The following is a 19,924-nucleotide window of genomic DNA, read 5'->3' on the forward strand; positions in this document are numbered from 1 at the left end:
GGCTATGCGTAGAGCGTTCCCCGGGCGACGACGACGGCCGATCCCGCCACCTGGACCGACTCGATCCGGTCCGGCGCTCCCCCGGCCCGCGCCCGCATCGTCGAGGGACGGCCGATCTCGACGCCCTGGCGGATCTCGATCCACTCCCCGAACGGGACCAGACCGTGCCGGGCCAGGTGCACCGCGAGCGAGCCGGCGGCCGAGCCGGTGGCCGCGTCCTCCACCACCCCGTACGCGGGCGAGAACATCCGCAGTCTCCATCGCGTGCCCGATCCGGCGAAGCAGTTGGCGGCCATGTGGGGCAGCCGGGCGAGGATCCTCTGGTCCGGATCGAGGGCGGAGAGCGCGGCCACGCTGTCCAGGCCGACGAACACGTGTCGCGGACCGTTGTGGTAGACCTCCACCGGCAGGGTGCAGGCGGACGCCGCCAGGCCGAGACCGGCGAGCAGTTCGTCCGCGCGGTCGTAGGGCTCCCAGGTGGGGATGGGTTGCCACATCCCGGCCGCGCCGACCCGGCCGTCGCCGGCGCGGTCGAGATCGAACGTGACGGTGCCCATGGCGGTCTCCATCCGGAGCTGCTTCCCCGGTGTCGACTCACCGAGCGCGATGGCGGTGCCCAGGGTCGGGTGCCCGGCGAACGGCAGCTCGTTCACCGGGGTGAAGATCCGGACCCGCACGTCACCGTCGTCCTCGGGCGGGAGGACGAACACGGTCTCCGACAGGTGCATCTCCTGGGCGATCTGCTGCATGCGCTCAGGAGAGAGAGCGGCGGAGTCGACGAAGACCGCGACCGGGTTTCCTTCCAGCGGGGTGTCGGTGAAGACGTCGACCACCACGTACTCGTACGTACCCATGGGGCTCCCTCTACGACGGTCGGTCACCCCCTCAGGTGGGGATGCCGCCCCGGTTGATCGTCGGCACCTCGATCCCCAGCGCCCGCAGCTGCTGGAACGGGTTCATGAACTCGCGTTGCTGCTTGATCTTGCCGTTCTCCAGCAGGAACGAGTGGATGAAGTGGTTCGTGTAGTAGCCGGGCGGGTAGGCCGGGTACAGGATCTGCCCTTCACCGTCACACTCGACCCAGAACCTGTTGGGGTCCTGCGTGTCGAAGATCTCCACGTTCTTCCACTCCCAGTCGGGGAACATCCGCAACGACCACTCGCCGTGCGCCTTGAGCTTCTCGTGGCCGTGGGAGGCGACCGGTTGGCCGGTGTCGCTGGTCCACAGGCCGGCGCTGCCGTCGGAGGTGAACAGCAGGTACCGCGTCAGCCGGTTCTCGCCCTTGCGGCTCATGTAGTCGGCGACGACGGCACGGTGCCGGTCCCGCAGGTCGACGTCGGTGGCGAACACCTCGGACGAGGCCTCGTCGATGGTCATGCCGGATCCCTTCGGCTCGTGGGTTGCGTGCTCTGGTCTGCTGGCCCCTCGACTGGCGACCGGGGTCAGAGCCGGAGTTGGGGGCGGTAGATGTCCAGCCAGGTGCTCAGGTCGAGCACCCGCTCCATCCGGTTGCGATATTCGAGGGACATGGTGGCCGAGTCCCGCCGGGTGAGGTCCTCCAGCTCACCGCGGTCGACCAGCTCGAACACCGGGCCGTCGGTGCTGAGCAGTTCCTTGCACTGCTGGATCAGCGAGCCCGCGTACAGCGGATCCAGCGTGCCCGGGTAGGGAGACTTCACCCGGTTCAGCACCGACGAGGGCAGCAGGTCGGCGGTCGCGGCACGCAGCAGGCTCTTCTCCCTGCCGTCGAAGGTCTTCACCGACCACGGGGTGTTGTAGACGTACTCCACGAGCCGGTGGTCGCAGAACGGCACCCGGACCTCCAACCCGACGGCCATGCTGATCCGGTCCTTACGCTCCAGGAGCATCCGGACGAAACGGGTCAGGTGCAGGTGGCACATCACCCTCATCCGCATCTCGTGGTCGCTCTCCCCGTCGGCCCGCTCGACCTCGGCGACCGCCTGGGCGTAGCGGTCGCGGATGTAGCCGCGCAGGTCGAGGGCGGCGGTGAGGTCGGCGTTGAACCGGTCGGGTGCCTGGGCCCGCGCGCCGCTGACGGGGACGGCCATCCACGGGAACGTCTCCGCGGCCTGCGCCTCCGGTTGGTGGAACCACCGGTACCCGCCGAAGACCTCGTCGGCGGACTCCCCGGACAGGGCGACCGTGGAGTGCTGACGGATGGCCTGGAACAGCAGGTACAGGGAGGTGTCCAGGTCACCAAAGCTGATCGGGCTGTCCCGCGCGGTGATCACCGCGCGGCGCACCGCCGGGTCGGCGATCGTGGCCTGGTCGAGGACGACGGCCTGATGCTGGGAGCCGACGCGGGCGGCCACGTCGAGCGCGTACGGGGCGTCCGGGGTGGCCCGGAACTCGTCGGCGACGAAGTCGTGGTCCCGTCCGACAAAGTCCACAGTGAAGCTGCGCACCTGCTCGCCGCGCCGGCCGAGGTTCGCGGCGGCCAGGGCGGTGATCACGCTGGAGTCCAGCCCACCGGAGAGCAGGGTGCAGCGGGGGACGTCGGAGACCAACTGCCGGTCCACGACGTCCTCGAGCAACTCGCGGATGGTGGCGACGGTGGTCGTCAGGTCGTCGGTGTGCGCCCGGGTCGGCAGGGTCCAGTAGCGGCGTTCCCGCAGTCCGGCACGGTCGACGGTGACCACACCACCCGGCAGCACCTCGCGCATCCCGCGCCACACCGCGGCGCCCGGGGTCTGGGTGAAGCTGGCCAGCTCACGCAGCCCGTCGAGGTCGACCGTCCGGTCGGCCAGCGGGTTGGCGAGGATCGCCTTCGGTTCGGAGCCGAACAGCACCCCGTCGTCGGTACGGGCGACGTAGAGCGGTTTGACGCCCAGCCGGTCGCGGATCAGCACCAGCCTGTCGACCCGGCCGTCCCAGACGGCGAAGGCGTACATGCCGTTGAGCCGGTCGGCGACCGCCTCGCCCCACTCCAGGTAGCCGTGCAGCACCACCTCGGTGTCGCTGCGGGTCCGGAACCGGTGACCGCGACGGAGCAGCTCACCGCGCAGCTCGACGAAGTTGTAGACCTCACCGCTGTAGGTGATCGCCACCGCGCCGTCGTCGGTGTCCACCCCCATGGGCTGGCTGCCACCCTCGACGTCGATGACCGCCAGCCGGCGGTGGCCGAACGCGGCGCACCGATCGAGCCAGACGCCGTCGGCGTCCGGACCTCGGCAGGCCATGGTCGCGGTCATCGCGTCCAGGTCCGCGCGGTGCCTGGTCAGATCCCGCTCGAACGAGACCCAACCCGTGATGCCACACATCGATCTGCTGTCCTCTCGCGTGCGCCGCCAGGACGGGGGTCAGGGTTGCAGCCGGCCGGCCCGCCAGCCGGTCCCGTCGCGCTCGTAGAGCAGCCGCTGGTGCAGGCGGCCGGGGTCGGCCTGCCAGAACTCGACCGATTCGAGTCCGAGCAGGTACCCCAGCCAGGCGGCCGGGCGTGGCAGCGGCACGCCGTCACGACCCAGGTGCGCGGCCTGCCTTCGCAGCTCGTCCTCGTCCAGCAGGGGTGCGCTCTGCTGTGCGGCCACCGACATCGGGTGGGTGCCGACGGGCCGGGCGGCCCACAGGGCCTCGGCCTCCTCGTCGGGTAGCGGACCGGTGGGGCCGGTCACGACCACCTGCCGGCCGGCCTCGCGCCAGTAGAGAACGCCGGAGGCCCAGCCGTTCTCCGCCAGCTCCCGGCCCTTGCGGCTGGTGGCGTGGGTGGTGAACACCAGACCCGAGTCGCGGATCCCGAGGACCTGCACGATGCGGGTGGAGGCGCGGCCCCGGGCATCCGCGGTGGCCAGCGCCAGCGCGCCCGGCTCGCGGACGCCGTCGGCGACCGCGCGGTCCCACCAGGCCCGCAGCAGACCCACCGGTTCGACGGGCGGGGCGGAGAACTCGTCGGTGCCCAGGGGCCGGGACGGGGCGCTCACGACGGCCTCCTGACCGGCTCGAAGGCCAGGCCACCGCCGAGCGCCTCACCGGAGTGGACCCCCTCGACGATGGCCTCGACGTCGGTCGTCATCCGCAGGCTCGGCGGGTATCCGATGAGCTCGGTGGCCCGGTTCGGCGGCATCGGCGCCGTCAGGTCGGCGGTCGACTCCCACAGCACCACCGCGCCCCAGCGGTTGGTCTGCCGGTCGGAGATCCAGAACTTCAGGCGCAGCCCCTGGACCCGTTCCCACGGCTGCACCCCCTCGTCACGCAGGTAGGCGCGTAGGGATTCGATGGTCTGGTCGGACCCGGACAGGTCCCACCAGGAGATGGTGGCTTTCATCAGAAGCCGCCCGTGAAACCCCTGGCTTCAGCCATGGGGAGGTAGGGGCGGTCGGGTGTTGCGCTGGTGTTGGACATAACTCTTGACAACCTCCAAGGTCGCGTCGCCCACGGTGGCGACGAAGTACGAGTGGTCCACAGGGTGGGTGACCGGGACCGCAGGGACGGGAACTCGGAACGCAGCAGACGCGACGTGCGCCCCTTTGATCTGTGTGACGAGGCGGTGGATGCCGTACTGGGGGTCGCAGGTGACGAACAGACGCACGTGGCTGGGCATCGTCTCCAGTTCCAGGATGGGTGCGTCGCATTCGGCGTACACCTCTCGGACGATGTGCTTGGGCGGGTGTCGGTGTCGCCGGTGATGACGGGTGTCGGTATATGGGGCACCGGACGACGTGGTGGGTGCAGCGGTGAACGACGGTGTTGTGCGAGCGGATCTCGTCCATCCCGGCAGTACGCGGCCCAATGGTGCATAGTGTCTGTTGTGGATGAGATAGTGCGCTTCACGTACCGGTTGCGCCCCGGCGCGACCGCACGTGGCGCGCTTCTCGCCGAGTGGGGCCGCTGCCGGTGGCTGTGGAACGAGGCCGTTCACCAGCAGAAGACCGGCCGCAGACCCACCTTTCGCACACTGTCGAAGCTGCTCACCGAGGCCCGCGCCCGACTGTCGTGGCTGCGTGAGGGTTCCCAGGTGGCCCAGCAGCAGACCCTGCGCACCTACGCCCTCGCCCTCCAGCACTCCTACAAGATCACAAGGCGCGGTCGACCGGCGTTCAAGCCGCGTAGCAAGACGCTGCCCAGCCTCGAATACACCCTGCGCGGGTTCACCATCCGCGACCGTCGTCTGCGTCTGGCCGGTGGCATCACCATCCCGGTGGTGTGGTCCCGGGAACTGCCGTCCGATCCGACCAGCGTCCGCGTCTACCAAGACTCTCTCGGCCACTGGTACGCCTCGTTCGTCGTCCGCCGTGACACCGCGCCCACGCCCGCGCCGGCGGCTGAGACGGCGATCGGTGTGGACTGGGGTGTCACCGTCACCGCCACCACCACCGACCCCGCCTACGATCTGCCGCACCTCGGCCACCGCAGACGGTGTGCCGCCGAACTGGCCCGGATGCAGCGCAGGATGAGCCGACGCCGCCGACCCCGGGGCAACCCGCCGTCGAAGGGCTACCTGCGGGCCAGACGGCAGGCAGCGAAGCTGCACAGGAAGGCAGCCCGGCAGAACACCCACGACGCCCGCCAGTGGGCCAAAAGGGTGGTGGCCGATCATGCCGTGATCGCCGTGGAGGACTTCAGACCGAGGTTCCTGGCCCGATCCACCATGGCGCGGAAGGTCGCGGACGTCGCGGTCGGGGCGGCCAAACGGGAACTGATCGACCTGGGCGTGCGGGCGGGCCGGAAGGTGGTGTTGGTGGCGCCCGCCTACACCACGATGACCTGCTCGCAGTGCGGTACGAGAGCCAAGGAACGCCTCGGGCTGGGTATCCGGACCTTCCGGTGCGGCGACTGCGGGTACACCGCGTGCCGCGACCGGAACGCCGCGAGGACGATCCTCGCCACGGTAGAGCGCGACCGTGCTGGTGCCGACGACGTCAGACACGTGATCACCTCCCTTCGGGCTGGTGGTGGCGTGCGGTCCGAGCCAGAAATCCCCCGACTTCCAACCGTGGGGAAGCGTTAAACGTTCAGTACCTCCTCGGTCTGCGTCAGCGGCGTCAACAGCTCACCCAGGACCCGTTCGCCGTCCTGGGTGAGGACCGACTCGATGTGGAACTGCACCGAGGTGAAGGACGGCCCGCGCAGGGCGTGCACCTCGCCCGTGCCGGCGTCCAGGCTGACCTGCACGGCGCCGACGCCGGGGCGGTCCACCTGCTCGGCCCGCCCGTAGGCCTCGTAGGAGTTGTAGAAGCCCACGCGCTCGCGGGAGCCGAACAGGTCGATCTCGCGCTGGGTGCCCTGGTTCGGGACCGCCCGACGCCGCAGCGCGAACCCGAGGTGCCGGCACAGCAACTGGTGGCTCAGGCACACCGCCAGGAAGGGGATGCGCCGGGACAGCAGACGCTCGATCGCCGCCGTGAGGTGGGCCATCCTCGGGTCGTCGGCGTCCCTCGGGTCACCGGGACCGGGCCCCAGGATGACGAGATCGTGCTCCTCGAAGCGGTGGGGCGCGTCGAAGCGGGCGAGGTGCACCGTCAGTCCGATGGCCCGCAACTGGTGGGCCAGCATCGCGCTGAAGGTGTCCTCGGCGTCGACGACCAGCGCCCGGCGGCCGGTCAACGCCGGCTGCGGGTGCGTGCGCGAGCCGGTGTCGGTGAGCCAGAACCGCGCGATCGTGCTGTTGCGTCTGCTCAGCGCCTCGCGGATCAGCGGATTCTGGTGGAGGCGGTCGCGGGCGGCCAGCGCCGAGAGCAGACCGGCGGCCTTGGTGCGGGTCTCGGCAACCTCGGCGGCGGGGTCGGAGTGCCGGACCAGGGTCGCCCCGACCCCGACCTCGACGCGCGCGTCGTCGTCGCGCTCGGAGGTGGTGATGTCGGCGGTGCGGATGAGGATGGCGGAGTCCAGCGTCCGCGCGCCGGTGGCGTCCCGGCCGATGAGAGCCGCGATACCGCCGTAGTACCCGCGCCCGCGCGGCTCGTAGCGGGCGATGACCCGGCAGGCGTTCTCCAGCGGGCTGCCGGTCACGGTGGGCGCGAACATCGTCTCGCGCAGGATGTCGCGGGGGTCGAGGTCGCTGCGCCCCTCGATGACGTACTCGGTGTGCGCGAGCCAGGCCATCTCCCGCAGGAACGGGCCCACCACCCGGCCGCCGCCCTGGCAGATCCGGGCCATCATCTTCAGTTCCTCGTCCAGGACCATGTACAGCTCGTCGGTCTCCTTGCCGTCGGTGAGGAAGTCCATGACCTCCGACAGCACCGGACCGGTCGGCGGGTAGCGGTAGGTGCCGCTGATGGGGGTCATCGCGGCGACGCCGTCGCGCAGGCTGATGTGGCGCTCGGGGGTGGCGCCGACGAAGGTGCGGGTGCCCGTGTGCACGAGGAAGGTCCAGTAAGCGCCGGTCTCCCGGGTGAGCAGCCGGCGGAACAGGCTCAGGGCGCTGCGCGTGGAGTAGCCGGTGATGGTGGTGACGAACGAGCGCTTGATGACGAAGTTCGAGCCCGCTCCGGTGCCGATCTCGTTGTCGAGCACCGCGCGGACGGTGTCGGCGTAGGCGTCGTCCTCGGTGTCGAACCAGCCGCCGGTCAGGGCGATCCGCTCGTCCGGCAGGTGTCGCAGCGCCTCGGCCGTGCCGATCTGGCCCTGCTCCGTCACCGACATCGCCAGCAGCGGGGAGCCGTCCGCGGCGACGGCGAAGCCGCGCTCGGTGACCTGCTGGTGGGGCACCAGGACCAGGGCGTCGTGGCGGGCCTCGCCGGGCCGTCCGGCGTGGTCGGCCAGCGGGATGTCGGCGAGCCGGGCGGGGGTGCTGACCTGCCCCAGCAGGATCTCCAGTCGGTCCGGGCCCAGGGTGTCCGGCCGGTGCAGCAGCGCGAAGGCACCGGGGTCGGGTCTCAGCACGTGCGCGAGCAACTGCTGCGGGTTCATGCGAAGACCTCCTCGGTGGTGGTGACCACCGAGCAGCGGGTGGCCGCGTAGTCGAGGGCCAGCCGGTGGTAGTCGGCGGAGAGGTCGCCGAGGGCGTCGGCGACCAGGAACGACTGGATGTCGTTGGTGAACGCCTCCATGGCCGTGGCGAGGACACCGACGTGCGCGTACACCCCGCAGATGATCAGCTGGTCACGGTCCTGCTCCCGCAGCTGCGCCAGCAGGTCGGAGCGGAAGAACGCGCTGTAGCGCCACTTGGTGAGCACCCGGTCCGGTGGCCGGGGTGCGAGGTCGGCGACGATCGCCCGGTCACGCGGGTCGACGCTCATGCCCGGACCCCAGAAGTCCTTCAGCAGGCCACGGTCCTGCTCGGTCATGCCGCCGGGCTGCGCGGTGTAGAACACCGGGACGCCGAGCGCGGCGCAGCGCTCCCGCAGCCGCACGCAGTGGCGTACCAGCGTGTCCCGCACCGCCGCAGGGAAGGGCGCGAGGAAGTACCGCTGCATGTCGTGTACGAGCAGTGCCGCCCGCTGCGGGTCGGGAGTCCACTGTGCGGTGCTGACAGGCAGGTCACCGGCGGTCGGAAGGGAGTAGGCGGGGATCGGCGCTATGCCCGGCACGGTGTCTCCTCGGCCCGGTTCGTCATCGGCTGCGGCTGCCAGGCCGAGACCACCGCCACCGCCTGGCGGGGGTTGAGTCGCGGGTCGCACAGCGTCGTGTACCTCTCCCCGACCCGGTCGGTGGCGTCGGGGGCGTCGACGCATTCGGTCACGTCGTCGGGGGTGGTCTCGAGGTGCAGGCCGCCCGGGGTTCCGCCGGCCGCACGGACGGCGAACTGGAACGCCGTGACCTCCCGGATGATCGTCTCCACGACGCGGGTCTTGCGTCCCTCGGCGGTCGTCACGGTGTTGCCGTGCATGGGGTCGACCAGCCAGATCACCGGGTGTCCGGCGGCGCGCACGGCGCGGACCAGCGGCGGTAGCAGCTCCATGGTCGCGGCGGCGCCCATCCGGGCGATCAGGGTGAGCCGGCCCGGGTCCCGGTCGGGATCGAGCCGCGCACACACCGCGAGCAGGTCGGCGGTGGTGGTGCGCGGTCCGACCTTGCACGCGACGGGGTTGATCACGTTCGCGAGCAGCGAGACGTGCGCCCCGGTGGCCTCGCGGGTGCGTTCGCCGATCCACGGCCAGTGGGTGGACGTGAGCGCGATCCGGCCCTGCGGGTCCCGGCGGAGCATCGGGATCTCGTAGTCGAGCAGCAGCGCCTCGTGGCTGGTCCACACGGCGGGCTCGGTGCGGGCCTGGGGCGTCGGCGTGAGGTGGTCCATGAGGTGGCTCGCCGCCTGGTAGCCCGACAACAGGCGCTGCGGGTCGGGCCGCCGAGCATGGGGGGTCGGTTCGGGGCCGTTCACCAGGTGCCCCCGGTAGACCGGAAGCTCGACGCCGTCGACCCACTCGGTGGGCGCCGACCGGGGCTTGGCGTACTGGCCCGCGATCCGCCCCACCCGCACCACGGGCTGGTGGGTGATGGCGCTCATGGCGCCGGCGAGCACGGTGAGGAGCGCTCTCTTGCGCTCCACGTCCTCCGCGGTGCACTCGGCGGGGTCCTCCGCGCAGTCCCCCGCCTGCACCACCTGGGCCTGCCCTGCGGCGACTCTGGCGAGCAGGCCCCGGAGCCTGCTCAGCGATTCGACCTCGACGAGCGGGGGGTGGGCCGCCAGGACCGCTCGGACCTGCTCGACATGTGCCGGGTCCTCCCATTCGGGCTGCTGCCGCGCAACCAGGGTCTGCGAAATCTCGAGCGAGGTGACGTTCAAGTTTTCTCCAAACCACGACCATGTTGCCAACTCGTTTCCCGCACCATCAATGGTGTCCGCCGGGGTGTCCGTCGCGGGTCCGTCGAGGTGGCAGGGATTGCGCGATGTGCGTGATTCCGGGCACAGTGAGTCGAGCTCCGGCGTCGACGAGGGATCGCCGAGGTGAGCCGATCAGTGGTGGGGCGGGTACGGGTTGTCCCGGGCGTGAAAGTCACCTGCCGTTCGGCTGTTCACGCACGGTGTCGCAGAAACGTCCGGTCACTTTGTCGCAGGTTCCTGATGTCTGCGCAGTCCCCGTCGGCTGTCGCCGCGTCGGGCTCTTGGAGGGCGACGATGCCGTCCAGGTCTGTGGCGATGACCCTCTCGCCCGCGCGGGCGAGCACGAGCACCGGGTCTGGGCTGGTGGCGCCCGTGGCGGTGGGACCGGCCGGGGGCGGCCCGGCGGTCGTGTCGTTCGTGGCCGGCGAATTCTGCGGATGATCCTGACGGCACCGAGGGAGACCTGTCGTCGCCTCGGTGCGACGGGAAGGAATAGCCTCGACCAGGGAACACGACGAAGCGTCTGCGGTGGCGACGGTTAATGTGCGGAATGCTCTTTCCATGACATCCCCCTGAATTCGAGATGTCCATCACGTTGATGCGGCGCGCTGCGGCGCTCTTGCGTCTTTCTGTCCGCCCCCTTGACAGGATGGTTCTACCGCCCACCGGCGGGCATGGCTCAATAGCCCCCGCTTCGCCATCCCGATCTCGTCATGACAAACATACAACAATGTGTAACTGGTTCGTGTCAAGGTCTACGTAAGTTTGTCGACCATCGATGCCCTAAAGTCCCGGCCAGAAGTATGACCAGAATGTCCCGCGCGACGCTGGCCCCCAGGGGAAGCTGGCTGCGCACGACGCCGAGCCCACCTGGAGGATCCGCTCCCGCGCCATGGGATTTCGGCTCCTACAGTGGCGGATCTTCATCGCCTGACCGACTGCTGGCACCCGACCCGGGGCACGAGGTCATCGATCCCGCCACATCACCATGTGTGAGCCCGCATGCCTCACCTCCCCCGCCTGGTCAGAGACGGCGGCGGCGTCCTCCGGCCGGCGGGGCACCGCCCCACGCCGTCTCCGGTCGTGACCGGCGGGCAGCCGCGCGCTCCGCGCGAGCGGGTCACGCCCTCCGGCGTCGGCCGCGCGGGTGACCCGGTGACGGCTCAGTCGCCCGGGTGCTGGCGGTGGGCGGCGTGCCTGTCCCGGCCGGTCGCCCCGTCCTCGGCCGCACGGCCGAGGACGGTCGCGGCGTCCGCGTACAGGACCGCACGGAACGCGTGGGCGAACATGCACGCGGTGACCGTGTGCTGCCAGGCGGTCCAGGTCCGCACCTGGTACTGGTCGATGCCGATCAGCCCGTCGCCCCGCCCGTCACCTTCCTTGATCCTCCCGATGGTCTCCGCGACGCGCAGCAGGACAGGCGCGGACGTGTGCCGGCGGGCATGGGCGAGAAAGTACGCGAGATCGCCCGGATCGCTGACCGAGCGCCGCACCAGCAGCGTGTGCGCGAATCCGTCGGCGGGGCTCTCGTCCCCGACCCGCAGGTCCCCGCCCAAGCTGATCAATGTCCACTCGTCGTGGCATCCGCCGCCACCGCCCCGCACCCGGGTCCGGCGCTGCCAGTCGCCGCCGGTGATCCAGGTGGGCACCTGACCGGCACAGGTGACCGGCACGGTTCCGGGCGCCACGCCGCCCTGCGCCAGCGGCAGGGCCGCCGAGACGGCCACCACGTACGACAAGGCGTTCTTCGCACACCAGTTGCGGACCCGAGGGTGCTGCCCGTACTCGACGTCCGTGGTCACCCACCCGAACGGGACGGCCGCGTCGACCGCCTCGGCCAGCAGGTCGACAGCCTGGTCGAGTTTCGTGGCGAACCCGACACCGGCGGGCACCCCGGCCCTGCGACAGCGTCCCGGATCGTCGGTCCACTGCTTCGGCAGGTGAAGGCGACGACCGATGTACGCGTGCCCGACCGGGCCGGCGTACGAGAGCATGACCACGACCTGACAGTTCTCGATCCGGGTGGTGGCGGCGCAGTACTGCGGAGCCACCCCCACCGACTGGTCACCCTTCTTGAGGATCTGCGTCTCGTCGAGGAACAGCACCCCGTCCGGATCACCGAACCGCTCCACCACATAGGCACGGACCTCGGTCTGCAGGGCGTCGGCGCTCCACGCGCCCCGCGACAGAAACGCCTGCATCCGGCCAGGGTGACTGTGCCCGGCGCGCTGAGCCAGGGTCCAGCAGTTCTTCTTGTCCAGATCCGACAACAGGCCCTCGATCAGATCATGGAACACCTCACGGGGCTCCGGCCGGGCGAACAAGTGCCCCACCCGGCCCGTCAACTCCCGCAGCCGCAGCTCCCAGCCCGACACCAGACCAGCCACCTCGAACGTCACGTCCCGCCATCGCCCGCCATCAGCCCTCTGCCGGCCGCTCGCGCCGGTCGAGGCGGCACGAGCGGCAGGGCGGCGAGATCACTCACCGTCAGGCCGCCGGTACCTCCGCCCATGATTCCCCTCCTCGAACAGGTGCCGCTCCCCCGACCGCGGCCCCAGGCGGCGCACACCCTGGCGAAGACTCGGCACGAGGTACCTCGATCCCTCGACGTGCTTGTCGCCGTCCCCGACAACAAAGCTCCACAGGACAGAACCTCATCCGGCGACGGCACCGAGCGGGGCGAGCGCCACCCGTGTTCGTTGGTCAGCGTGCGGCGGATGCCGATGTCGAGCGGTGGCATGCGGAGCCGGGTCGGCTGCATGGTCGGATCGGTGGGCGGTTTCCGCAGGTCGGAGTCCGCGTCGGCGGGCCCGGCACCTCACGATGGTCACCCATGCCTGGCTGTCCGTCGCCCGGTCCCTCACCACCGCGTAGGGAACGAAGACCGGCGACGACATGACCCGCCGTCGGTGTCACGTCAGCAGCGGTAGCGCCTGGTGGCGGACGTCGACGTAGCGCTCGTACACCTCGGGGGTGTCGGCGGCGGTGACCTCCTCGGCCTCGACCGGCCACGGCGGCGGCTCGGCGCCGCCGGACAGCGCCCAGGCCGCCTGCCGCGCCGCGCCGAGCGCCACGTACTCGGCAGGACGCGGGACGCTCACCGGCGTGCCGAACAACGCCGGCGCGACCGCCCGCACCGCGCGGGACCGGGCCGCGCCGCCGATCAGCAACACCCGGTCGACCGGGACTTGCTGGGCACGGAGCGCGTGGAGGGCGTCGGCGATGCCGCCGAGCATGCCCTCCACCGCGGCCCGCGCCAGGTTCGCCGCCGACGCGTTCGCCCGCGTCAGGCCGGCGAGCAGACCGCGCGCGTCGGGCAGGTTGGGGGTGCGTTCCCCATCCAGGTACGGCAGCAGGGTCAACCCGCCCGCGCCAGGTTGCGCCGAGAGCGCCAGCTCGTCCAACTCGGCCAGTGACCGGCCCAGCAGGTCGGCGACCGTGACCAGCACCCGGGCCGCGTTGAGGGTGCACACCAGCGGCAGGAACCGGCCGGTCGCGTCGGCGTACCCGGCCACCAGCCCGCTCGCGTCGGCGGTCGGTACGTCACTGAGCCCGTACACGCACCCCGAGGTGCCCAGCGAGACCACCACGTCACCCGGCCGCAGGCCGACGCCGAGCGCCCCGCCCATCGTGTCACCGGTGCCGGCCGAGAGCAGCGCGCCGGAGGCGGTCTCCCCGACCACCTCGGCCGGCCCGGCGACCCGGGGCAGCGCCACGTCCCGACCGAAGGCGAGCCGCACCAGGTCCTGCCGGTACGCGCCGGCGGCCGGTGACCAGTAACCGGTTCCGGACGCCTCACCCCGGTCGGTCGTCGGCTCCCCGCCGTCCACGCGCAGCCGGTGGGTGAGCCAGTCGTGCGGCAGCAGCACCATGCTGGTGCGGGCCGCGAGCTCGGGCTCGGCGCGGGAGAACCAGCGCAGCTTGGTGACCGTGAAGCTGGCCACCGGCACCAGCCCGACCGCGTCGGCCCACGCCTTCGGGCCGCCGAACTCGCCGGTCAGGTCGACGGCGGCGCGCGCCGAGCGGGTGTCGTTCCAGAGAATGGCGGGACGCAGCACCTCGCCGGCCTCGTCGAGGCAGACCATGCCCTGCTGCTGTCCGCCGACGCCGATCGCGGCCACACCGTCCAGCAGGCCGGCGCTGGCCTGCTCGTAGGCGGCCCACCACCACCGTGGATCGACCTCGGTGCCATCGGGGTGTGGGGCGCGGCCCGCGCGGAGCACCTCGCCGGTCTCCGCGTCGCAGACCACGACCTTGGTCGACTGGGTCGACGAATCGACCCCGGCGACGAGGGTCCTCGCGCCACTCATGGCGATGCCTCCGTAGCTCGGTGAGATCCGACTCTACGTCCAGCAACCGCATTAGTTCAATGGACTTACAAAATTCGACGTCGCGGCAGCGGCGCTGTGGTTGAGGCCGCCCGTCGATCGGGACACCGGTGGCGTGCGCGGCCGGTCGTCGGTCAACAGGGCGAACCGGCGCCGAGCGAGTCGAGATCCTCCCGATCGACCTCGGTGACCCCGCCGTGGGTCCGGCACACCTGTTCGTACCACCTCCGGGGATCGGTACTGACGCGCCCCCACCCGGCGTTGTGGTAGGACACGAGCATCTCTCCGCCTTCTGGGGAGAGCTGTTCGGGAGTACCCGCCACAGGCAGGGCGACCTGTGCCGCTCCGTCGCCGCGTAGCCTGTCCCACCACGTCGCGGGCTCGGTGCGCTGGATGACGAGGCCTTCCCCAGCGGACAGCGCGATGTGGCCCGGTATCGCCAACCAGTGCGGGCGGGTCCCGTTCAGCTCGAAGCGTTGGGCGTCCCGGCCACCATCCGTGCTCTGCACGAGGAGCGGGCCGTCGCTGTAGGTGATCGCCAGGCGGTCCCCGTCCGGGTGCAGGGCCAGGCCGTACGCTGCCCGCCCCCGATCATCAGCGAGCGGTTGCCATCCCCCGTCACGACGGCCGGTGGCGATGTTCCACGTTTCGATGGCGCCGTCTGGTCCCGTCAGGGCGAACAACACCGGCCGCGTCGGGTGGGGCACCGCGAGCACGGAGTCGTCGGCGATTCGGAACGGTCCACCGCGTTGCGCGCCGGTGCGGCCGTCCCATACCGAGGTCGTTCCGTTGCAGATGACCACCAGCGTCGCTGCTGAATAGGCCCAGCTCAGCGAGGGTGGGAAACCGGACAGGGCGGTGGCGGCGGCGCATCGCGGCACGGCGATCGTCGCCAGTCGTCGCATCGTTCGGGTCTCCCACAGCGCGAGTGAGCCAGGGGCGGTCCCTAGGGTGGCCACCAGGGTGCCGTCGCCGTTGAAGGCGAGTGAGTTGTGCAGTTGCCAGCGGGTGGTCCACCCCGGCGTCACCCGCTCGGTGCTCACCGCCCGGCGCTGACCGGTACGCCGGTCCCATGCGCTCAACGACCCGTTCCGCCCGTGCACCACGAGGAACGTGTCCGTGGGGTCGTACGCCGCGGTCTGGGCGGAGGCCAGTGCGAAGTCGACGGAATCGGCCGCGGGAAACTCCAGCACCGCGATCCCCCCGTCGCTGTTCACGGTCAGCATGCCGCTGCCGTCCGGGGCGGCCTGTAGCCGTAGCAGGGCATCGGCACCGGTGGGATAGGCGGTGGGTGCGGGGAATGAGGCGATGTGACGGCGGGCGCGGTGGTCCCATAGCTCAACGGCATCGTCCACGAGGCGCAAGCGCTGGCCGCCTTCTTCGAACTCTCCGTTGTCGAGAAGGGCGGTGACTCCTTGTGTCAGGTCCACAGCGGCGAAGGCGCAGTAGCTTGGATCCGCCGCTCTGGGCATGTCGGTGAGCAAGGGCCGCTCACGGCCCGTCTCCAGGTTCAGCAGCAGATAGTCCACTCGCTGGACCCACTCGTCGAGCTCCTTGTGCGGACGGCACAGGACAAGCTCGAAGCTGTCCGGGAGGGAGCCGACGACCTGGGTGCCGGCTGCCATCGGGGTCACCGGCCCTTGAGACGGTCGGAACAGTCCGTAGCGGACGTCGTTCTTGTCGTCGTACGTGACGACGCCGAGGCGGCCGTCCGGACCGAGGCGGAGCGACGCACCGTGCCGCGACTGGGGCTTCGCTGGCAGGCGGGACCGCTCGCCCCGGTCGGCGCCGGTGGCAGTGTCGATCACGCCTGCCATGTCGCCCACGATGTAGCCCAGGCTGGTGCCGGTATGGTCGAGTGCGAGCCGAACCGGGCGGTCGGTGAAGAGGTCCGCCACCGGCCGGGCCAGCGCACGCCGGGCCACCAGCCTCCCGTCGGCCGCGTCCCACAACGTCACGACACTGTCGGTCAGGGTGGCGACCGTGCGTCCGTCGCCGCTGATGGCAGCGGCCTTGGCCCTCGTAGGCAGAACAACGGCCTGAGGAGGCTGGCCGGCGGTCAGGGTGTCCAGCCGCCACACTTCCACCCCGCCCCCGCCGCCGTCATAGACCAACTGAGCCTCCTGGTTGGCACTGGTGGTGAACATCTCGTGCCCGGAGCGCCAGCTTCGCGCAGGTGGTGACACCGACCGTACGAACCGGTAGCTGCGGTGGGCCTCCGCCAGAGCGCCCCGGGTCCTGGGGGTATCCGCCCGGGTAAACGCATCAGCCGCCACCAGCGCGCCGGTACGCCCTCCCCGGGTAAACGACGCGCTTTCCAGAAGCGCATGGGCTGCCTCGGTCGCAGCCTGGTGCTTGCTCGTCCGGTCCCGCCACCACCACAGGCCGGTGGAGGTGACCACCCCGCACAGCAGCACCATGACGACCGCGAGGACGGTGGCCATCACCATCCGGGCGGTGCGGCGTAGGCGCCTGCTCGCCGCGACGAACTCCCGCTCCGGCACGCTGAGGTCGCCCTGATCGTCGTTCATCAGCGCCTCGGCCCGGCGTAGCTCGGTGCCTTCGAGCAGGGCGTGTCGGTCGTGGGCGCCACCAGCCCAGGCGAGGACCCGATGGCGCACGTCGCTGCGCCACCGGAGCAGTCCCTGCGATTCGGTCAGCCACCCGGCCAGACGGGGCCACTGGGCCATCAGGGCGTCATGAGTGAACTCGACCGTCTCGTTGCCGTCCACCGCGACGCGGAGCACCAGCATCCGGGTGGTGGCGAGTACCTGGGCCAGCTCCCACTGGGTCACGTCGAGTTCGTCACGGTGGGCGATGCGGCGGGCGTGCCCACCGTCCTGCAGCGGCAGGGCGAGGTGCAGGGCGAGGCGCCGGGTCTGCTCGCGCTCCTGCGGACCGAGGTCACGACTCCACACCTCGTCCAGGTGCTGGGCGATCGGGCCCGCGCCCTGCTGACTCTGCTGGTAGGCCTCATGGGTGAGCAGTCCGTCGACGGTCTGCCGCTCCCACAGGTATGTCAGGGTGGCCTGGAGTACCGGAAGACAGTACGGCTGATCGCGCAGATCGGCGATGATCCGCTCGGCCAGTGCGGGCTCGTACCGAACCGTCCCGGCAGCGCGGACCGGCTCGGTCACCGCCCGGTGCAGTTCCTCGGTGTCCATCGGCGTGACGTCGATGACAGTGGTCGCCACACGAGTAGGGCTCTCCGCCCGGGCGGCACGGTCAGCGTCCGCAGACTCGCCCGTGAGGTCGGCCGTCACATCGGTGCGGGAGGCGATCACCAGCCGGACGTCCGGCGGTCGCTGCGACGCACCAACCTCGGCCAGTCGCACCAGCATGGCGAGGAAGCGTCGGGCGGTGGTCGGATCCGCCGCCGACAGCTCCTCGAACTGGTCGATGACGAGCACCAGGCAGCGGTACCGGAGTCGGTCGAGCACCCCGTGGACGTAATCCTCGGGCGGCGTGTCCCTGAGTATCGCGGCGACTCTCGCCTCCGCCTCGAGCGCTTGCGCCGGCTCCCGGTCGGGAGCGACCAGTCGCTCCATCGCCGACGCGAGCGCCCGCCACGGATCACTGCGGGCCGCCGGGCGCACCACGACCGGAAGGAACCCGTCCCTCCTCCGTAGGGCAGGCAGAACGCCCGCATGCAGCAGTGACGTCTTGCCAGCTCCGGACGCGCCCCTGACCACGCAGACGCGACCGGCCAGGACAGCCGCGACGGTCCGGTCGATCAAGCGTTCGCGTCCGTGGAAGTTGACGGCGTCGGACTCCTCGAACGGGGCGAGCATCCGGAACGGACAGGCGGCGCGAACCCGATCGGCCAGGAGCGGCCACGCGGTGAGCACCGTGTCGGCGGGCAGAGCGAATCCCTCCACCGCTACACCCCGATGTCGCCGTACCGCACGCACCAGGCCCACGACCTGGCCACGGTGGCGGTCCCAGAGCGGCGTACCGCTGAACCCGGGCTCCACCCGTGGCGCGTCTGCGGTGGCGTCGGGTGCGAGTTGAAGCCAGCCGTGCCGGACGACACCACGAATCTCGCCGACGACCCAGGTGCCGATGCCCGCCGTGTCCCGCGCGGAGCTGCCGTAGGCCACGAACCCGTGACCGTTCACCCCGGCCGCGCGGGCCAACGGCGTGGGATGGGCGCCCTCGGGCACAGCGCCGTACAGTCGCAGTCCCGCCACGTCGCCTGATTCGTCCTCGGCGATCGGCTGCCAGACCTCGACCCGTGCGGTGAGAATGCGGTCCTTGGCCAGGAGCGGGAACTCCAGGAGAACCGGGGCGTCAGGCACCACCGGCGACGCCTCGGGAAACCGTTCCGGCAGCCCCAGGGCCCGAGCGACGACATGGGCGCACGTCACTACCTCACGGGGACCGACCAGCAGACCGAGTCCTACGCCGCTCTTGTCCGCATCGAGGATACGGACGATCGACGCACGCAGCGGGTACGCGGAAACAGCGTCAAGCATGGGTCTGCGCTCGTGCTCTGATGCGGGCTGACTCACTCGTCGTCAGCCAGTGGCCCCGGCGTGGCCTCCCTCCGGTGCCACTCGAAGAGGACCTTCAGCTGGCCCTCGACCCCACTCTCGGCCAACACCAGCTTGCCCTTGGCCGTCACTTTGACACCCAACTCGATGGCCACCCGCTCGGGCGGCTGCGCCTGGCTCCAGGCCTGCCGGGCGACCCCGGCAGCCATCGTGCGGAACCGGGCAAAGGACTCCTCGAATGACTCGGTCAAGCGACCTACCACGTCGCTTCCTCGACCTGCTGAAACAACTCCCTCCACCTGCTCGGTCACTTCAGCGAGCACGACCGAGCCGTCGGGCAGGGGCACTTCAACATAGAACGCCACTTGATCAAATCCCTCCGATGGCCATCCGGTGTTTGAAGCTAGCATTGTCGACGACCGCAAGAACCCGAGAGGTCTTTCGGATCATTTCCGGAACGCAGGCCGCATCTGTGGCGATCTCGCCTTGCGCCGGATCGGCGTCCGGCTCTGTGATGGCAAGCCGTTGAACATCCTGTTCAACGCCGCCGCCGCTCTGGTCGCTGGAGCCCGACCGCACGAACTGCATCTGGTCAGGCTGCTGTTTGTTGACGTTCCCGGCGAGGAGATCTACCGACGGGCGGGGCTACGGGTCGCTACCGCGGCGGAGGTGGACCAGCCCATTCACGATCGGTACCTACGGCTACTTGCCGCCGAAGAACGCCGGGATGTCACCTACCACCGGCCAGAACGGCTCGGTGACCTCCTTTTCAACTGGTTCGACTGACGTTTTCCCGTACCTGACGGCAGATGATCTGGTGGCGCCTGCGGTACGGCTACCCGAGGGGTGCGGTGTCTCGCACCTCCTCGCGCACCGCTTGCACACGGCGTTGGTGAAGCGCGGTGCACGCCTGCTGGCCCCGGCGATCGGCGCCTGATGCCATCGCCGGCCACAGATCCCGAAGGGTCAAAGGCTCCGGGAACCTCGCGGAGAGCTCCGTCGGCGAGGAGCATGACTTCCATCCGCGAAGCCTCCCCCTGGCGGAGATAGCCCAATCTCGCCGAGCAGGACCCGGTGGGGTGACGGCGTGCAAGGAAACCGGTGGGCGACCGCTCCAGACAGGAGGAAGCCCTCGGTAGGACAGCAGTCGACCCAGACGCACTGCCCAGCACGGGAGCTTCGTTGCTCACCTGTCCCGCCAGCATCCCGCTGTCCACGCGCAGCCTGACCCGTCTGCCCCGCCTGACCGAGTTGATCCGCGGCCGGCGCCGCGCGCCCGACGGCCGCTGGCGCAGGCTGCCCGCGCAGCAGCAGGCGTTGATGGCCTTAGGGCCTGTGTCGAAGTCGGTCACAGCCACTCGTTGATCGCGGCGATGTGCACG

15 protein-coding genes are annotated in these 19,924 nt (G+C 70.6%); 2 read left to right on the plus strand and 13 right to left on the minus strand.

Going from position 1 to position 19,924, the window contains the following annotated elements:
• Positions 1 to 2 precede the first annotated feature (2 nt).
• The 6 genes from AWW66_RS19105 to AWW66_RS34460 all read right to left on the minus strand — a co-directional run bounded on the left by AWW66_RS19105 (position 3) and on the right by AWW66_RS34460 (position 4,600).
• The gene (locus AWW66_RS19105) at positions 3 to 854 is read right to left on the minus strand and encodes a PhzF family phenazine biosynthesis protein (RefSeq protein WP_067368167.1); all 852 of its coding nucleotides are present in this window, start codon (positions 852 to 854) and stop codon (positions 3 to 5) included.
• Positions 855 to 885: 31 nt separating this feature from the next.
• Positions 886 to 1,377, minus strand: a complete 492-nt coding sequence (locus AWW66_RS19110) for a PhzA/PhzB family protein (protein WP_083978625.1) — start codon at positions 1,375 to 1,377, stop codon at positions 886 to 888.
• A 65-nt stretch (positions 1,378 to 1,442) separates the two neighbouring features.
• Complete coding sequence (asnB, locus tag AWW66_RS19115; protein WP_067368170.1) at positions 1,443 to 3,281, minus strand: asparagine synthase (glutamine-hydrolyzing); 1,839 nt, start codon at positions 3,279 to 3,281, stop codon at positions 1,443 to 1,445.
• Positions 3,282 to 3,320: 39 nt separating this feature from the next.
• On the minus strand, positions 3,321 to 3,938 hold the full coding sequence (gene phzG / locus AWW66_RS19120) for a phenazine biosynthesis FMN-dependent oxidase PhzG (RefSeq protein WP_067368173.1): 618 nt from the start codon (positions 3,936 to 3,938) through the stop codon (positions 3,321 to 3,323).
• The gene (locus tag AWW66_RS19125) at positions 3,935 to 4,282 is read right to left on the minus strand and encodes a hypothetical protein (protein ID WP_067368176.1); all 348 of its coding nucleotides are present in this window, start codon (positions 4,280 to 4,282) and stop codon (positions 3,935 to 3,937) included. Before AWW66_RS19125 ends, phzG begins: the two co-directional genes overlap by 4 nt.
• Positions 4,283 to 4,309: 27 nt before the next feature.
• Complete coding sequence (locus tag AWW66_RS34460) at positions 4,310 to 4,600, minus strand: transposase (RefSeq protein WP_169807138.1); 291 nt, start codon at positions 4,598 to 4,600, stop codon at positions 4,310 to 4,312.
• 42 nt (positions 4,601 to 4,642) lie between these two features.
• Here AWW66_RS34460 and AWW66_RS19135 point away from each other — a divergent pair, with 42 nt between their 5' ends.
• A complete protein-coding gene (locus AWW66_RS19135; RefSeq protein ID WP_425413286.1) occupies positions 4,643 to 5,965 on the plus strand; it encodes an RNA-guided endonuclease InsQ/TnpB family protein in 1,323 nt (440 codons plus the stop codon).
• Here the strand turns inward: AWW66_RS19135 and AWW66_RS19140 are convergent.
• From AWW66_RS19140 to AWW66_RS19170, 7 genes are all read right to left on the minus strand, one after another.
• Positions 5,962 to 7,866: an anthranilate synthase family protein gene (locus AWW66_RS19140; protein ID WP_067368184.1), complete on the minus strand. Its 1,905-nt coding sequence runs from the start codon at positions 7,864 to 7,866 to the stop codon at positions 5,962 to 5,964. The two genes, AWW66_RS19135 and AWW66_RS19140, sit on opposite strands and share 4 nt — an antisense overlap.
• Positions 7,863 to 8,486, minus strand: coding sequence for an isochorismatase family protein (locus AWW66_RS19145; RefSeq protein ID WP_067368187.1), 624 nt, complete (start codon positions 8,484 to 8,486; stop codon positions 7,863 to 7,865). The genes AWW66_RS19140 and AWW66_RS19145 overlap by 4 nt, the downstream gene beginning before the upstream one ends.
• Positions 8,474 to 9,682, minus strand: a complete 1,209-nt coding sequence (locus AWW66_RS19150) for a 3-deoxy-7-phosphoheptulonate synthase (protein WP_067368189.1) — start codon at positions 9,680 to 9,682, stop codon at positions 8,474 to 8,476. Before AWW66_RS19150 ends, AWW66_RS19145 begins: the two co-directional genes overlap by 13 nt.
• A gap of 1,202 nt (positions 9,683 to 10,884) precedes the next feature.
• Complete coding sequence (locus AWW66_RS19155; protein ID WP_067368192.1) at positions 10,885 to 12,120, minus strand: IS701 family transposase; 1,236 nt, start codon at positions 12,118 to 12,120, stop codon at positions 10,885 to 10,887.
• A gap of 513 nt (positions 12,121 to 12,633) precedes the next feature.
• Positions 12,634 to 14,031, minus strand: coding sequence for a xylulokinase (gene xylB, locus AWW66_RS19160; RefSeq protein WP_067368197.1), 1,398 nt, complete (start codon positions 14,029 to 14,031; stop codon positions 12,634 to 12,636).
• 152 nt (positions 14,032 to 14,183) lie between these two features.
• Positions 14,184 to 18,524: an nSTAND1 domain-containing NTPase gene (locus AWW66_RS19165; RefSeq protein ID WP_067368200.1), complete on the minus strand. Its 4,341-nt coding sequence runs from the start codon at positions 18,522 to 18,524 to the stop codon at positions 14,184 to 14,186.
• 32 nt (positions 18,525 to 18,556) lie between these two features.
• Positions 18,557 to 18,907 (minus strand): CU044_2847 family protein, encoded by a 351-nt coding sequence (locus AWW66_RS19170; protein ID WP_157527593.1) that lies wholly within the window; start codon positions 18,905 to 18,907, stop codon positions 18,557 to 18,559.
• Between the two features lie 28 nt (positions 18,908 to 18,935).
• Here AWW66_RS19170 and AWW66_RS19175 point away from each other — a divergent pair, with 28 nt between their 5' ends.
• Positions 18,936 to 19,328 (plus strand): hypothetical protein, encoded by a 393-nt coding sequence (locus AWW66_RS19175; RefSeq protein WP_157527595.1) that lies wholly within the window; start codon positions 18,936 to 18,938, stop codon positions 19,326 to 19,328.
• Positions 19,329 to 19,924 lie beyond the last annotated feature (596 nt).

The sequence above is a fragment of the Micromonospora rosaria genome (assembly GCF_001567585.1).
In the GTDB taxonomy this organism is placed as follows: Bacteria; Actinomycetota; Actinomycetes; order Mycobacteriales; family Micromonosporaceae; genus Micromonospora; species Micromonospora rosaria.

Excerpts from the sequence above, each read along its gene's own strand:
- xylB (WP_067368197.1), bottom strand. The coding sequence starts at position 14,031 with ATGAGTGGCGCGAGGACCCTCGTCGCCGGGGTCGATTCGTCGACCCAG.
- AWW66_RS19135 (WP_425413286.1), top strand. The coding sequence starts at position 4,643 with ATGACGGGTGTCGGTATATGGGGCACCGGACGACGTGGTGGGTGCAGC.
- AWW66_RS19165 (WP_067368200.1), bottom strand. The coding sequence starts at position 18,524 with ATGCTTGACGCTGTTTCCGCGTACCCGCTGCGTGCGTCGATCGTCCGT.
- AWW66_RS19110 (WP_083978625.1), bottom strand. The coding sequence starts at position 1,377 with ATGACCATCGACGAGGCCTCGTCCGAGGTGTTCGCCACCGACGTCGAC.
- asnB (WP_067368170.1), bottom strand. The coding sequence starts at position 3,281 with ATGTGTGGCATCACGGGTTGGGTCTCGTTCGAGCGGGATCTGACCAGG.
- AWW66_RS19105 (WP_067368167.1), bottom strand. The coding sequence starts at position 854 with ATGGGTACGTACGAGTACGTGGTGGTCGACGTCTTCACCGACACCCCG.
- AWW66_RS19125 (WP_067368176.1), bottom strand. The coding sequence starts at position 4,282 with ATGAAAGCCACCATCTCCTGGTGGGACCTGTCCGGGTCCGACCAGACC.
- AWW66_RS19140 (WP_067368184.1), bottom strand. The coding sequence starts at position 7,866 with ATGAACCCGCAGCAGTTGCTCGCGCACGTGCTGAGACCCGACCCCGGT.